At 70.2% G+C, this 13,531-nt stretch carries 13 protein-coding genes; 3 read left to right on the top strand and 10 right to left on the bottom strand.

The genetic code is table 11. The features are described from left to right. Positions 1-24: 24 nt before the first annotated feature. Positions 25-2,247: a ComEC/Rec2 family competence protein gene (locus tag KHC23_RS11195; protein WP_271188617.1), complete on the top strand. Its 2,223-nt coding sequence runs from the start codon at positions 25-27 to the stop codon at positions 2,245-2,247. Here the strand turns inward: KHC23_RS11195 and lexA are convergent. From lexA to KHC23_RS11245, 10 genes are all read right to left on the bottom strand, one after another. Next, positions 2,241-2,936, bottom strand: a complete 696-nt coding sequence (lexA, locus tag KHC23_RS11200; protein ID WP_213372467.1) for a transcriptional repressor LexA — start codon at positions 2,934-2,936, stop codon at positions 2,241-2,243. The two genes, KHC23_RS11195 and lexA, sit on opposite strands and share 7 nt — an antisense overlap. Positions 2,937-3,047: 111 nt before the next feature. Beyond that, positions 3,048-3,746: a GntR family transcriptional regulator gene (locus KHC23_RS11205; RefSeq protein WP_213372468.1), complete on the bottom strand. Its 699-nt coding sequence runs from the start codon at positions 3,744-3,746 to the stop codon at positions 3,048-3,050. Between the two features lie 83 nt (positions 3,747-3,829). Then, on the bottom strand, positions 3,830-4,222 hold the full coding sequence (gene hpxZ, locus KHC23_RS11210) for an oxalurate catabolism protein HpxZ (RefSeq protein WP_213372469.1): 393 nt from the start codon (positions 4,220-4,222) through the stop codon (positions 3,830-3,832). 57 nt (positions 4,223-4,279) lie between these two features. Next, on the bottom strand, positions 4,280-5,500 hold the full coding sequence (locus KHC23_RS11215) for a molybdopterin molybdotransferase MoeA (RefSeq protein WP_213372470.1): 1,221 nt from the start codon (positions 5,498-5,500) through the stop codon (positions 4,280-4,282). A gap of 11 nt (positions 5,501-5,511) precedes the next feature. Further along, positions 5,512-5,997, bottom strand: a complete 486-nt coding sequence (gene moaC, locus KHC23_RS11220; protein ID WP_213372471.1) for a cyclic pyranopterin monophosphate synthase MoaC — start codon at positions 5,995-5,997, stop codon at positions 5,512-5,514. Positions 5,998-6,000: 3 nt separating this feature from the next. Continuing rightward, positions 6,001-6,816, bottom strand: coding sequence for an indole-3-glycerol phosphate synthase TrpC (trpC, locus tag KHC23_RS11225; protein ID WP_213372472.1), 816 nt, complete (start codon positions 6,814-6,816; stop codon positions 6,001-6,003). Positions 6,817-6,825: 9 nt separating this feature from the next. Continuing rightward, the gene (gene trpD, locus KHC23_RS11230; RefSeq protein WP_213373218.1) at positions 6,826-7,851 is read right to left on the bottom strand and encodes an anthranilate phosphoribosyltransferase; all 1,026 of its coding nucleotides are present in this window, start codon (positions 7,849-7,851) and stop codon (positions 6,826-6,828) included. Between the two features lie 35 nt (positions 7,852-7,886). After that, on the bottom strand, positions 7,887-8,495 hold the full coding sequence (locus tag KHC23_RS11235; RefSeq protein WP_213372473.1) for an anthranilate synthase component II: 609 nt from the start codon (positions 8,493-8,495) through the stop codon (positions 7,887-7,889). A 142-nt stretch (positions 8,496-8,637) separates the two neighbouring features. Beyond that, complete coding sequence (trpE, locus tag KHC23_RS11240; RefSeq protein WP_213372475.1) at positions 8,638-10,152, bottom strand: anthranilate synthase component I; 1,515 nt, start codon at positions 10,150-10,152, stop codon at positions 8,638-8,640. A 15-nt stretch (positions 10,153-10,167) separates the two neighbouring features. Continuing rightward, on the bottom strand, positions 10,168-12,057 hold the full coding sequence (locus KHC23_RS11245; RefSeq protein ID WP_213372477.1) for a peptidylprolyl isomerase: 1,890 nt from the start codon (positions 12,055-12,057) through the stop codon (positions 10,168-10,170). A gap of 187 nt (positions 12,058-12,244) precedes the next feature. Here KHC23_RS11245 and tpiA point away from each other — a divergent pair, with 187 nt between their 5' ends. Next, entirely contained in the window at positions 12,245-13,000 is a 756-nt protein-coding gene (tpiA, locus tag KHC23_RS11250) for a triose-phosphate isomerase (RefSeq protein ID WP_213372479.1), read from the top strand. A 139-nt stretch (positions 13,001-13,139) separates the two neighbouring features. Then, positions 13,140-13,529, top strand: a complete 390-nt coding sequence (secG, locus tag KHC23_RS11255; RefSeq protein WP_213372481.1) for a preprotein translocase subunit SecG — start codon at positions 13,140-13,142, stop codon at positions 13,527-13,529. Positions 13,530-13,531 lie beyond the last annotated feature (2 nt).

The following is a 13,531-nucleotide window of genomic DNA, read 5'->3' on the forward strand; positions in this document are numbered from 1 at the left end:
GTCCGCCGTCTGGCGAATCTTGGTGTGTCCGCGTTGGCGCTGGCGGAACTCTGGCAGGGGCTGGCAGGCGCGCTGTCGCGCGAACTCGACGACCGCCGCGGCTTCCTGTTCCTGCCGATCGGCTTCGCAGCCGGGGCGGCGCTTTATTTCGGTGCGCCGCACGAGCCGTTGCCCTATGCCGGGCTCGGCTCCGCCATCGTCTTTGCCGGCCTCGCGCTGACGGCCCGGGGGCGGCCTGTCGCCTTCCACCTGCTGGCGCTTCTGGCCGTCATCGCCGCCGGCTTCGCCATCGCCGGGCTGCAGGTGCAGCGCATGGCGCATCCCGTGCTCGGGACGACGCTCAACGCGGTCGAGGTAAGCGGCTTCGTCGAGGCGGCGGAACTGCGGCCGCGTGGTAGCCGCATCACGCTGGCCGTCTCCGCCATAGAGCGGCCGCGCGAGGAGAAGCCGACCCGGGTGCGCGTGACCCTCGCCGGGCGGGAGCCGCCGCCGGTCGGCAGCCACGTGACCTTGCGGGCTACGCTCGGTCCGCCGCCGGGCCCGGCCTATCCCGGCGGCTTCGACTTCGGGCGGGCGATCTGGCTCGACGGCATCGGCGCGACCGGCTATGCGCTCGGCCGCCCGCAGCCGAGCCCGACGGACGTGGCGCCGCCCTTCGGCCTGGCGATGACCACCTGGCTCGACCGGACCCGCCGTGCCATCGCCGCGCGCATACGGGCGGCGCTGCCGGGCGAGGAGGGCGGCGTGGCGGTCGCCCTCGTCACCGGGCTGCGTGACGCGGTGCCGGAGGCAATCGAGGAAAGCATGCGCGTTTCCGGTCTCTCGCACGTGCTGTCGATTTCCGGGCTGCACATGGCGCTGGTCGCCAGCACGGTGTTCTTCCTCACCCGGGCGCTGCTGGCGCTGCTGGCCGATTTCGCGCTCTACCGGCCGATCAAGGCCTGGGCGGCGCTGCCGGCCATGCTCTCGGCCAGCTTCTATCTCTTGCTCTCCGGCGCGGAAGTGCCGACCCAGCGCGCCTATGTGATGACGCTGCTGGTGCTGGCCGGAATCGTGCTCGGCCGGCCGGCGCTGACCTTGCGGACGCTCGCGGTCGCGGCGCTGGTGCTGCTGGCACTGGCGCCTTGGGCGGTGCTCGATCCCGGCGCACAGATGTCGTTCGCCGCCACCCTCGGCCTGGTCGCGGCGTATGAGCGCTTCGGCCGTCTCGTCGCCTTTCCATCCGGCCGGCTTAGCCGCTGGCTGGGCCTGCCGGGACGCTATATCGCGGCGCTGGTGCTGGCCTCGCTGGCGGCGGGGCTGGCGACCGCCCCCTACGCCGCCTACCATTTCCAGCGACTGGCGCCGTTGAGCCTGGTGGCCAATCTCGCCGCCATGCCGGTGGTGTCGTTCGTCGTCATGCCGGCGGGGCTCGCCGGGGCGGTCCTGATGCCGTTCGGCTGGGACGACCCGGCCTGGCGGCTGATGGGCTGGGGCCTGAAGCGGATGTCGGACATCTCCGCCGCGGTCGCCGCACTGCCGGGAGCCGACCGCGGCGTGCCGGCCATGCCGGCGGCGAGCCTGGTGCTGATCAGCCTGGGGCTCATGGTGCTGTGTCTCGCCCGTACCCGGCTGGTCCTGTTCGCCCCGGTGCTCGCCGCTGCGGGCATCGCCACCGCCGCGACCGCGCCGCGGCCGGATATCTGGGTCGATTCGGAAGCGCGAACAGTGGCGGTGCGCGGGCGAGACGGTGCGCTGGCGGTGATGGGCGACCGCGACAGGGGCGTGGCCGGTCGCTTTGCCGTCGAGCAATGGCTGAACGCGGACGGAGCGCGCGCCCGGTTCGGTGATGCGGACCTCACCAAGGGCGCGGCCTGCGATCCGCTGGGCTGCCTCCTGCCGCTGCCGGACGGGCGACTGGTCGCCCTCTCGCGCGAGCGCGAATCGCTGGAGGATGATTGCCGCCTCGCGGCGATCCTGGTGACGCCCTTCGCGCCGCCCCGTCATTGTGCGGCGATGGTCATCCATCGCGATGCACGCACCGCGATCGGCGGCATGGCCGCCACGCTGGAGCCGGACGGGCGCGTTGTTCTCACCGCCGCCCGCCCCATGCAGGGCACGCGGCCATGGGAGCCGAAGCCGCCGCCGGAGAGCGGTGGAACTCGCAGCGCCCCGAGGGCGGAGCCCCCCGGCGCATCGTCGCCGTCCAAGGCGGCCGGAGCCCCGGCGGAGCCGGATGCGGCACCGGAGCCGGACAATGCTCAGTAGCGGCGGAACAGCCCGACCAGCTTGCCCTGGATGCGAACCCGATCGGGGCCGAAGATGCGGGTCTCATAGGCCGGGTTGGCGGCCTCCAGCGCCACCGAGGCGCCCTTGCGGCGCAGGCGCTTGAGCGTTGCCTCCTCGTCGTCGATGAGGGCGACGACGATCTCGCCGGTGCTGGCGGCGTCGCATTTGCGGATCAGCGCCAGATCGCCGTCGAGAATGCCGGCTTCGATCATCGAATCGCCGCGCACTTCCAGCGCGTAATGTTCGCCGCCCGACAGCATTTCCGGCGGCATGCCAATGGTGTGATCGCGCGACTGGATGGCGGAGATCGGCGTGCCGGCGGCGATGCGGCCCATGACCGGCACCGACACCACGCGACGCTCCGCGCCGTCATCGGAAGGCGGGCGCACCTTGCCGAGACTGCCCTCGATGACATTGGGGGCGAAGGCGCGAACCGGGCGCTGCGGCTGCGTATCCTCCGGCAGGCGGACCACCTCCAGCGCACGGGCCCGGTTGGGCAAGCGGCGGATGAAGCCGCGCTCTTCCAGCGCCGTGATCAGCCGGTGAATGCCCGACTTGGAGCGCAGGTCGAGCGCCTCCTTCATCTCTTCGAAAGAGGGTGGCACGCCGTCCTGCTGGAGACGTTCATTGATGAACAGCAACAGCTCATGCTGCTTGCGGGTGAGCATCCCGAAAACCCCGTCTGCCGGCCAATGCCGGAACGAAACAAATCACGAACAAAGACTAGCCGTTCTTATTGTGTTCCACAATGGGTAAAGGGACGCTAAACGCGCGCCGCGTCACACGGTCTGGGCGTATTGCTCATAGGCGTCGTGGACGATGGCGATGTGGTGGCGCATCGCAAGGGCTGCGCCGTCGCGGTCGCCGCGCGCGATGGCGGTCGTCACCCGCTCGTGCTCGGCATGCGACAGGGCGAGCCGGCCGAGGGCCCGGAACTGGGCGCGGCGGAAGGGCGAGAGCCGGCGGCGCGTACCGAGTGTCAGCTCGATCAGATAGTCATTGTGGCTGCCGGCATAGATCGAGGTGTGGAACTGCTCGTTGGCCTCGCGATAGGCGGCGAAGTCGCCAAGCCGCATCAACTCGCCCATGTCGGCATGGAGCGACTCCAGCTTCTGCCGCTCCTGCGGCGTCATGTTGAGCGCGCTGAGCCCGGCGCACAGCGCTTCGAGTTCCGCCATCACCTCGAACATCGCCTGCAGGCGCTGCACGCTCGGGCGGGCGACAACCGCGCCGCGGTGCGGGCGGGCATCGACCAGTCCGGAGGCGACGAGTTCACGCAGCGCCTCGCGCACCGGCGTGCGCGACACCCCGAACCGCGCCGCCAGCGCGGTCTCGTCCAGCGCCGTGCCAGGGGGCAGGGTGCCGCGGGTGATCTCGTCGGCGAGGTGCATGCGCAGTTCCTCGGCACGTGTCACGCGCGCGCGCCGGGCGCCGGCGGCGGACGGATCGAGCGGGAAACGGACAGGCAGCACCGACATGAGCAAACACGCGACCAACTCGCCGCCCGCGCGCCGGGCGGCGTCGCGCATCATTATCCGCCGTACCCGGCTTCACCAAGGGGTCAGGGCGCAGATGGATCGTCGATCACGCTGACATGGGCGGCGGCGACCTTCCAGCCGTCCGGCGTGCGTATCCAGGTCTGCATCTGCCGGCCGACGCGACCCGGCGCATTGGCGCGGCGGAACAGGGTCGAGGCCACCGCCATGTCGCGGCCGTAGGTGGTGATCACCGTGCCGTCCAGCGTGCGCTCGAGCCCGACCGGCGAGCGCGCGGCGCGAAAGGTGCGGATGGCTTCGATGCCATAAAGGTTTTCGCCGCTGCCATAGCGGATGGTGCGGGCGTCGTCCCAGAACAGCGCATCGAGCCCGGCCACGTCATTGCCGACCAGCGCGCGTTCATAGCGCTCGAAGGCGGCGCGAACCTCGGCCATTACCTCGGGAAGATCGATGTCCATTCAGCCGCCCCCTGTTCCGCTCGCAGCGGCCGAGCACACAGGCCGGCGCCGATCACGTCAATCCTCGAGGCGCAGAATCTCGCACATATCGCCGGCCGATGCCGACGGCGCGTGCGGCCGGCGCACGAGCAGGACATCGGCACGGGCAAGGTTGCGCAGCATGGAGCTGTCCTGCACCGGCATCGGGCGCACCAGCGGCAGGCCCTCGGCGCGGCCGACGATCTCGGCACGCATGAAATCCATGCGCTGCTCGTTGGCCTTCACGTCGGTGGCAAGACGGGCAGGCTCCAGTTCGGGCTGCGCCGGCACCGCCAGCCCCTGCAGCGCCTTGATCAGCGGCACGAGGAACAGCAGGGCGCACACATGCGCCGAGACCGGATTGCCGGGAAGGCCGAGCACCTGCGTCCGGGCCGCTGCGGAGCGGCCGAACATCAGCGGCTTGCCGGGGCGTAGCGCTATGCGATGCACGGCGAGGTCGACGCCCTCCGCGCTAAGCGCAGGCGCGATGAGGTCGTGATCGCCGACCGAGGCGCCGCCGGTCGTCACCAGCACGTCGAAGCCGCTGTCGAGCGCGGCGCGCACGCCGGCCTGCGTCGCGTCCATGCGGTCGGGCAGGATGCCGAGGTCGATTACCTCGGCGCCGGCGGCGCGGGCCAGCGCGGCGACCGAATAGATATTCGAAACAATGACTTGATGCGCGTTGGCGCCGGCGCCGGGCCGCACCAGCTCGTCGCCGGTGGAGATGAGGCCGACGCGCGGGCGGCGGGCGACGCTCACCGCGTCGACATCGGCGGCGGCTATGAGGGCGAGGTCACGGGCGCGCAGGCGGCGGCCGGCCTCCAGAAGCGTTTCGCCGGCCGTAAAGTCGCCGCCAGCACGGCGGATGTGGCGGCCGGGTGTCGCGGCCTCGGTCATCGTGACGGCATCACCGTCGCGGCTTGTGTCTTCCTGGATGACGATGGCGTCGGCGCCCTCCGGCAGCACGGCGCCGGTGAAGATGCGCACGGTGGTGCCGGGCTCGACGCGGCCGGGAAAGGGGCGGCCGGCGGCGGATTCGCCAATGAGTTCAAGGGTTGCCGGCACCGTCGCGGCGTCCGTGGCCCGCAAGGCGTAGCCGTCCATGGCGGAGACGTCGGCGCCCGGCGTGGTGCGGCGGGCGACGACCGGAGCCGCGAGGGCGCGGCCGGCGGCCTGTTCCAGCGGAACGGTTTCGCCGGCAAGGGGCTGGACGGTGGAAAGGAGGAGCGCGAGAGCCTCCTCGACCGGCATCAACGCCATCGGGATCTCCCTCAGTCCGCCTGCCAATGGCCTGATCTGCCGCCGCTTTTTTCCAGAAGCCGGACATTTTCGATCCGCATGAAGCGGTCGACCGCCTTGGCCATGTCGTAGACGGTGAGGCAGGCGACGGAGACGGCGGTCAGCGCCTCCATCTCCACCCCGGTCTGGCCGCTGGTGCGCACGGTGGCGCGGATGAGGAGGCCGGGCAAAGCGGGAGCGGGCTCGATCTCCACCGCGACCTTGGACAGCAGCAGCGCATGGCAGAGCGGGATCAGCTCATGCGTCCGCTTGGCCGCCATGATGCCGGCAAGCCGCGCCGTGCCGATCACATCGCCCTTCTTGGCGTTGCCGGAGACGATGAGGTCGAGCGTCTCCGCCCGCATCACCACCTGCCCCTCCGCCACCGCCACGCGGTCGGTGATCGCCTTGTCCGCCACATCCACCATGTTGGCCGCGCCGGCGGCGTCGAGATGGGTCAGGCGGGGTTCGTCGCTCATCGCTCAGCCGGCCGCTCGGGCGGGGGCGGAAGCGGCCAGCAGGTTGCGTGTCGCTGCTGCCACGTCAAGCTGCCGCATCAGGCTTTCGCCGACGAGGATGCAGTTGATGTTCACCCGCGCGAGGCGGGCGATGTCGGCGGGCGCGAAGATGCCGCTCTCGCCGACGATGACCCGGTCCGCCGGGATGCGCGGGGCGAGGCGCTCCGAGGTCTCCAGCGTCACCTCGAAGGTGCGCAGATTGCGGTTGTTGATGCCGACGAGTTTGGCCGGCAGCTTCAGGGCGCGGTCGAGTTCGGCCTCGTCATGCACCTCCACCAGCGCGTCCATGCCGAGGCCGTGCGCGGTCTCGACCAGGTCGAGCGCCAGCGCGTCGTCGGCCGAGGCCATGATGACGAGGATGCAATCGGCGCCCCAGCTTCGCGCCTCGAACACCTGATAGGTGTCGTGCATGAAATCCTTGCGCAGGACGGGGAGCGAACAGGCGGCCCGGGCCGCGACGAGGAATTCCGGCGCGCCCTGGAAGGAGGGAGCGTCGGTCAGCACGGAGAGGCACGCCGCGCCGCCGGCCTCATAGGCCTGCGCCAGCGCCGGCGGGTCGAAATCCGGCCGGATCAGCCCCCTGGAGGGGCTGGCCTTCTTGATCTCGGCGATCAGCGCGGTCCGGCCGCCGGCGATCTTCGCCTCGATGGAGGCGAGGAAGCCGCGCGCCGGCGGCTGCGCCTCGGCGCTCGCGCGCACCTCGGTGAGCGGGCGGGCGCGCTTGGCGGCGGCGATCTCCTCGCGCTTGTAGGCGCCGATTTTTTCCAGAATGTCGGCCATGGCGCGCTCCTATTCCGCCGCCACGAGGGTGGAGACGGCCACCAGCCGATCGAGCGCGGCGGCGGCGTGGCCGCCGTCGAGGCTGGCATGGGCGAGTTCCAGCCCGGCGCCCAGATCGTCCGCCCTGCCGGCGACGACCAGCGCGGCGGCGGCGTTGATCAGCGCCACATCGGCATAGGCGCCCGGCTCGCCCTCCAGCACGGCGCGCAGCGCCAGCGCGTTGGCGGCGCCATCGCCGCCCTTCAGCGATTCCGGCGTCGCGCGGGCGAGGCCGTAGGCTTCCGGGGTGATCTCGAAGCTGCGGATCGCGCCGTGCTTCAGCTCGGCGACATGGGTCGGGCCGGTGGTGGTGATCTCGTCGAGGCCGTCGGACCCATGCACGACCCAGGCATGGGCCGAGCCGAGTGTGCGCAGCACCTCGGCGATCGGCTCGACCCATGTGCGGGCGAACACGCCGACCATCTGCCGGGTGACGCCGGCCGGGTTCGACAGCGGGCCGATGAGGTTGAAGATGGTGCGCGTGCCCATCTCCACCCGGCTCGGGCCGACATGCTTCATCGCCGGGTGATGGGCGGGGGCGAACATGAAGCCGATGCCGGCCTCGCTAATGCAATGGGCGATCTGCTCCGGCGACAGGTCGATCTTCACGCCCAGCGCCATCAGCACGTCGGCGGCGCCGGATTTCGAGGACAGCGCGCGGTTGCCGTGCTTGGCCACCGGCACGCCGGCGCCGGCGACGATGAACGAGGCGCAGGTGGAGATATTGTAGGAGCCGGAGGCATCGCCGCCGGTGCCGACCACGTCCACCGCCTCGGCCGGGGCTTCCACCCGCAGCATCTTGGCGCGCATGGTGGTTACCGCGCCGGCGATCTCGTCGATTGCCTCGCCGCGTACCCTGAGCGCCATCAGGATGGCGCCGATCTGCGAGGGCGTGGCCTCGCCCGACATCATCACGTCGAAGGCGGAAGCGGCTTCCGCGCGGGTCAGCGCGGTGCCGGTCGCCAGCTTGCCGATGATGGGCTTGAGGTTGTCCATGTCGCCCTGCGTCCCCGCCTGTCTTTGTTCCCGGCTCACGCCGCCCGCTTCCGGCCGGGGCCGGCATTCCAGGCGCGCGCGAGGTCGAGGAAATTCTTGAGGATGGTCCTGCCGTGCTCGGAAGCGATGCTTTCCGGGTGGAACTGCACCCCGTGCACGGGCAGCGTTTTATGCGACAGGCCCATGATGAGCCCGTCATCGGTCTGCGCGGTGACCGTCAGCGTCTCCGGCAGCGCCTCGCGCCGCACCACCAGCGAATGGTAGCGCGTCGCTCTGAGCGGGCCGTTGATGCCATGGAACACGCCGTCATTGCCGTGGCTGATTTCGGACAGCTTGCCATGGATCGGCAGCGGCGCGCGCACCACATCGCCACCGAACACCTGGCCGATGGCCTGATGGCCGAGGCAGACGCCGAATACCGGCACGCCCTCCCTGGCCGCCCGCTCGATCAGCGCGCAGGAGATGCCGGCATCGTCCGGCGTGCCGGGGCCCGGGGAGATGACGATCGCCTCCGGCTTCAGCGCCATCGCCTCGTCGACCGTGAGGGTGTCGTTGCGGCGCACCTCCACCTCGGCGCCGAGCCCGCCGATATAGTGGACCAGGTTCCAGGTGAAGCTGTCGTAATTGTCGATGAGCAGGATCATCGTGCGTCCATCCGCCGGCCGCATGCCGGCCTTTGAAAAAGGTCTAGGGGGTGTTCCGGCGCGGGGTCAAGCCGCGCCGTCCGGCGAAAAGTACTATCGCCAACCCCGCCATCGCTCGTGACGCACCCGTGCGCTCATGGCCTCACTGCCCCCTGCCGGCCCGGGCGGCGAAGCGCACGGCTTCCTCGCCGGCGCGGAACAGCGCCCTGGCCTTGTTGACGCATTCCTGCAACTCGCTCTCGGGCACCGAGTCATAGACGATGCCGGCGCCGGCCTGCACATACATGCGCCCGTCCTTCACCACGGCGGTGCGCAGCACGATGCAGGTGTCCATCTCGCCATCGGCGCCGAAATAGCCGATGGCGCCGGCATAGATGCCGCGCTTGTCGCGCTCCAGTTCGTCGATGATCTCCATCGCCCGTACCTTCGGCGCCCCGGAAACGGTGCCGGCGGGGAAGCCGGCGGCGAGTGCGTCCAGCGCGTCGTGGCGCGGGTCGAGCGCGCCCTCGACATTCGAGACGATGTGCATGACCTGGCTGTAGCGCTCGACGAAGAAACTGTCGGTGACCTGCACGGTGCCGATCTTCGCGACCCGGCCGACATCGTTGCGGCCGAGATCGAGCAGCATGAGGTGCTCGGCGCGCTCCTTCGGATCGGCGAGCAGTTCCTCCTCGAGCGCCTTGTCCTCATGCGGGGTGGCGCCGCGCCGGCGGGTGCCGGCGATGGGGCGGATGGTGACCGTGCCGGCGCGCAGGCGCACAAGGATTTCCGGGCTGGAGCACACCAGCGAGAAGCCGCCGAAGTTGAAATAGACCAGGAATGGCGCCGGATTGATCCGCCGCAGCGCCCGGTAGAGCGAGAACGGCGGGAGCGCGAAGGGTGCCTCGAAGCGCTGCGAGAGCACCACCTGGAAGATGTCGCCGGCGCGGATATATTCCTTCGCCCGTTCCACCATCGCGCGATAGGCCGCCGGCTCGGTGTTGGACTGCGGCGCGACCGCCTGATGGAACACATCCTCGGAGGGTGGGCTCGGAAGGGCGCTGTCCAGCGCCGCCACCACTTTGTCCAGCCGCTCGCGCGCCGCCTCATAGGCGGCAGCCGCCGCCACGCCGGGCACCGGGCGCACCGGGGTGACGACGGTGATCTCGTCGCGCACGGCGTCGAACACTACCATCACGGTCGGGCGGATGAAGATCGAATCCGGCACGTCGATGATGTCCGGCTTGGGCGCGGGCAGCCGCTCCATCTGCCGGACCATGTCGTAGCCGAGATAGCCGAACACGCCCGCCGCCATGGGCGGGGCACCTTCCGGCAGGTGGATGCGCGATTCCTCCACCAGCGCCCGCAGCGCGACCAGCGGCTTGTCGGCGCAGGGCTCGAAGCTGTCGGGGTGGCTGCCGGCGCGGCGGTTGATCTCGGCGCTCTCGCCATGGCAGCGCCAGATCACGTCCGGCTCGATGCCGATCATCGAGTAGCGCCCGCGGGTGGCGCCGCCCTCGACCGATTCGAGCAGGAAGCTGTTGGGCCGCTCGCCGGCGATCTTCAGGAAGGCCGAGACCGGGGTTTCGAGATCGGCGATCAGCGTGGTGATGACCACCTGCGCCTCGCCGCGCTCATAGGCCGCGGCGAAGGCGTCCGCTTCGGGAGTGAGGCTCATGACGTGGGTTCCGCCTCAGTTCACCGCGTCGGTGCCGACGATCTGGTCGAGCGCGGCACGGTTGATGCGGGCACCGAGCCGGCTCTGCAGCTCGACGAGATATTCCGTCATCAGATCGTTCTCCATGCCCTGGCGCATGTCGGTGATGAGCTTCTCGTCGGTCGTGCCGTTCTCGGGCACGCTGGCGCGCAGCACCTGGAACAGCAGGCGGCTGTCGCCACCTTCGGCCAGCGCGCTGCCGACGCCGCCCTCGGGGGTCTCGAACACGGCGGCCATGATGTCCTCCGGCACGCCATCGGCGGTGCGGCCGCGGCGCAGGCCGTTGGCGGCGCGCAGTTCGAGGCCGGCCGCGGTGACCGCCTGGTCGAAGGGCGTGCCGGCGGCGATCTTCGCCTTGAGCTCCTCCAGCCGTGCATCGAGCGCCTGGGCGGTCTGGTCCTGCTTCCACCGATCGAGCACCTGCGCGCGCGCCTCCTCGAAGCTGCGCTCGCGCGGCGGGGTGACCGCTTCCACCTCGTACCAGACATAGCCGCCGGACTGCGGCAGCTGGACCGGGTCGTTCTCGGCGTCGACCTCGGAGGCGAAGGCGCCGCGCAGCACCTCGGACCGGCCGGGGAAGCTGGCGATGGCGGCACCGTCCGGGGTCTGGCCCTGGATGCTGGTGTCGAAGCTCTGCAGCGCGATGCCGACCTTGCCGGCGATCTCGGCGAGCTGGGCGCCGCCGGCGCGCTCGTCCTCGACCTTGTCATAGGTGGTGAGCATCGTCCGGCGGGCGGCATTGACCTGCAGCGCGGCGCGGATCGCCGGGGCCACCTCCGCCAGCGGCTGGGTGGTGCCGGGGGTGATGGCGCCGATATGCACGATGACCGGGCCGAAGCGGCCGGCGATCACGCCGCTGGTGCCCTCGGCCGGAAGCGAGAAGGCGGCGTCGGCCACCTGTTTGTCGACGATGTCGGCGCGGGAGACGTCGCCAAGGTCGACATCCTTCGGGCTCAGCTTGCGCTCGGCGACGATGTCGGCGAAGGGCGTGCCGGCGGCGATGCGCTCGGCGGCGGCCTTGGCCTCGTCCTCGCTGGGGAAGACCAACTGCTGGACAACGCGCTTTTCCGGGGTGCCATAGGTGGAAAGATTGGCGTTGTAGGCGGCCTCGACCTCGGCGTCGGTGACGGTCACGCTCGACGCCAGAGCCTCGGGGGTCAGCACCATCACGCCGATCTTGCGGAATTCCGGGGCGCGGAAGGCGACCTTGCGCTCGTCGTAGAATGTGCGCAGCACCTCGTCGGACGGATCGGCCGGGGCGGTGATCGAGGCGGGGGTCAGCATCGCGTAATTGACCGACCGCTCCTCGCCCTCATAGCGGGCGAGGGCGGCCTTCAGTACCTGCGGCACCTCGATGCCGCCGCCGAGCGACTGGATGAGCTGCTGGCGCAGCGCCAGGCCGCGCTCGGCCTCGACGAAACGGGCTTCGGTGAAGCCATTGGAGCGCAGCAGCCGGTCGAAATATACCGGGTCGAAACTGCCGCCAGGGCCGAAGAAGGCGGGATTGCTCTGCACCCGCTTGGCAAGCTCTTCGTCGGACAGCGCCAGGCCGAGCGACTTCGCCTGATCGTTCAGCGCCGCCTCGGCGAGCTGCTCGTTCAGGATCTGGTCGGGAATGCCGAAGGCGCGCGCCTGATCGGGCGAGATGCCGCGCTTGAGTTGCTGGCTGATCTGCTGCAGCCGCTCCTGATAGAGCTGCCGGAACTCGGCGATGGTGATCTCGCTGTCGCCGATGGTCGCCAGAGTCTGGCTGCCGAAGCCGCGGAACACGTCGGCGATGCCCCACACCGCGAAGCTGAGGATGAGCAGACCCATCAGGATCTTGGCGACAATTCCGGAGGCACTCTTGCGCAGTGACTTAAGCATATGATTCTCGTCTGGCGTCGTGCGGGCGACGGCCCGGGGCGCGAAAGGCGCGCATAATAGGGAGGCGTTCCCGCCGCCGCAACGGCGCTGATGCCTCGCTCACGCAAGGAAAGCCGCTGCAGAGACGGGTCCGGTCTGTTATGAGGCGTTTGCGCGGAGTTTTTTGAGTGCAGGAGCTTGGAACGGTATGAAGTTGCGTCGTCCACTGGTTGCCGGCAACTGGAAGATGAACGGCCTGAAGGCATCGGTCGCCGAATTCACGCGCATCGTCGAGGGTTGTGATGGCCCTCTGGCCGCCGAGGTCGATCTGATGGTCTGCCCGCCCGCGACGCTGCTGTCCGCCTTTGTCGCCGCCGCGGCGGGAAGCGATGTCGCCATCGGTGGACAGGACTGCCACGCCAAGCCCTGCGGCGCCCATACCGGGGACATCGCCGCGGAGATGCTGGCCGATGCCGGCGCCCGCGCGGTCATCGTCGGCCATTCGGAGCGCCGTTGCGATCACGGCGAGACCGACGCGCAGGTGCGCGCCAAGGCCGAAGCGGCGCGTCGTGCCGGGCTGGTCGCCATCGTCTGCGTCGGCGAGACGCGGGCGGAGCGCGAGGCCGGTCAGGCCCTCGACATCGTGCGCGGGCAACTGGCCGGTTCGGTTCCCGACGGCGCCACCGGTGCCGGCCTTATCGTCGCCTATGAGCCGGTCTGGGCGATTGGCACCGGGCTGACGCCGACCAATGAAGACATCGCCGAAGTGCATGCAGCCCTTCGCGCCGCGCTCAATGCCCGCTTCGGCAGCGAGGGCGAGGCGATCCGCCTGCTCTATGGCGGCTCGGTCAAGGCGGAGAACGCCGGCGAGATTCTGGCCGTGCCGGATGTGGATGGCGCGCTCTGCGGCGGAGCCAGCCTGAAGGCCGAGGCTTTTCTCGCCATCGCCCGTTCCTATCTATAGCCGGGCCTGCCGACGATCCGCATGGCGTGCCGGCTGGAAACGCCGGTCGCAATCGTGTAGGAACGCGCCCAAAGAGTGCGGCGGGTGAGTTCGGCAAGAGGACTCGCACGCTGCTGCACGAGCATTTTGAAGGCGTCAGATGCAAACCGTACTCATCGTCATCCATCTCATGGTCGTGCTGGCCCTGATCGGCGTGGTGCTGATTCAGCGTTCCGAAGGGGGCGGGCTCGGCATTGGCGGCGGAGGCGGGGGAGGCGGCGGTGGCGGTTTCTTCAGCGCGCGCGGCACGGCCAATGTGCTGACCCGCGCCACCGCGATTCTGGCCGGGCTGTTCTTCCTCACCAGCCTCTCGCTCACCGTTCTCGCCGGCTGGGGCCGTGGCCCGACGACGATCTTCAACGCGCCGACGGCGGTTCCCGGCTCGCCTTCGGCTCCCGCGCCCGGTGGCTCGGTGCTCGACCAGCTCAACGCCGCCCAGCCCGCGCCGCCGGCCGCTCCCGCCGCGCCGCAGGCTCCGCAGTCGCAGTGATA

Origin of the sequence: Ancylobacter dichloromethanicus, assembly GCF_018390645.1 — a bacterium.
GTDB lineage: Bacteria > Pseudomonadota > Alphaproteobacteria > Rhizobiales > Xanthobacteraceae > Ancylobacter > Ancylobacter dichloromethanicus.